Annotated in this window: 1 protein-coding gene; it reads right to left on the reverse strand. The window is 54.2% G+C overall.

The window, feature by feature from the left end; all coding sequences use genetic code 11:
- The coding region (tsaD, locus tag ACYVTD_RS13990) for a tRNA (adenosine(37)-N6)-threonylcarbamoyltransferase complex transferase subunit TsaD (RefSeq protein WP_461248335.1) at positions 1-983 on the reverse strand (983 nt) is incomplete at both ends.

A 983-nucleotide genomic window follows, 5' to 3' on the forward strand; every position in this document is an offset into this window, starting at 1 on the left:
ATCCTGCGACGAATGTTCCGCCGCCATCGTCGAAGACGGGGAAAAAATCCTCTCCCCTAACAAGGTACTGATACCCGATGCCGGCTATCATGGCGGCATTGTCACCGCAGAGGGAAAGAGGGGGGAAAATGCAGTTGAGGTGTTTCTGCTTGGAGAGGCACGAGCGAAGGTAGCTGTTAGCCGCAACGCCGCCGCCTGCGACAATTGTTGTAAGACCGGTATCTTCGGCGGCGTTTAATAGGGCGCGTAAAAGGATTTCTACGGCGGTTTTTTGGAAAGAGGCGGCTATGTCCTCGTTTGTGGGTTTGGTTTCCTTTGCCTTGAACATATCAAGCTGGTTGATAACGGCGGTTTTTAGGCCCGAATACGACACGTCGTAGCGGTGATCGCCTTTGTGAAGGGACGGGAGTGGAAAGCGAAATGCGTCGGCGTCTCCGTTACGTGCCATTTCGTCTATCACTTTGCCGCCGGGATAGCCGAAGTTGTAATGCTTCGCCACTTTGTCAAAGGCTTCGCCGGCGGCGTCGTCGATGGTGGTTCCAAGGATCGTAATGTCGTCGAAGTTGCTGGCTTTGCAGATAATCGTATGGCCCCCTGAAACCAAAAGCCCCAGAAACGGGTATTCGGGCTTGTTCTCGGGGATAAGGCGGGGGGCATACAGGTGGGCTAGCATGTGATCCACGGCTATAAAGGGAATGTTACGTGACCATGCGAACGCCTTGGCGAACGAGAGGCCGACCAAGAGCGAGCCTAATAGGCCGGGGCGGCTTGTTACTGAAACGGCTTCGACATCGGCCTGAGTTATTTCGGCTTTGTCCAAAGCTTCTTTTGTTACGGCGTAAATCCACTCGGTGTGCTTTCTGCTGGCTATCTCGGGGACTACTCCGCTCCACGGGGCGTGAAAGGGTATCTGGGTCATTATTATGTTGGAGAGGATTTTTTCCCCGTCTTCGACGATGGCGGCGGAACATTCGTCGCAGGAT

Source organism: Treponema sp. R6D11 (assembly GCF_054786075.1).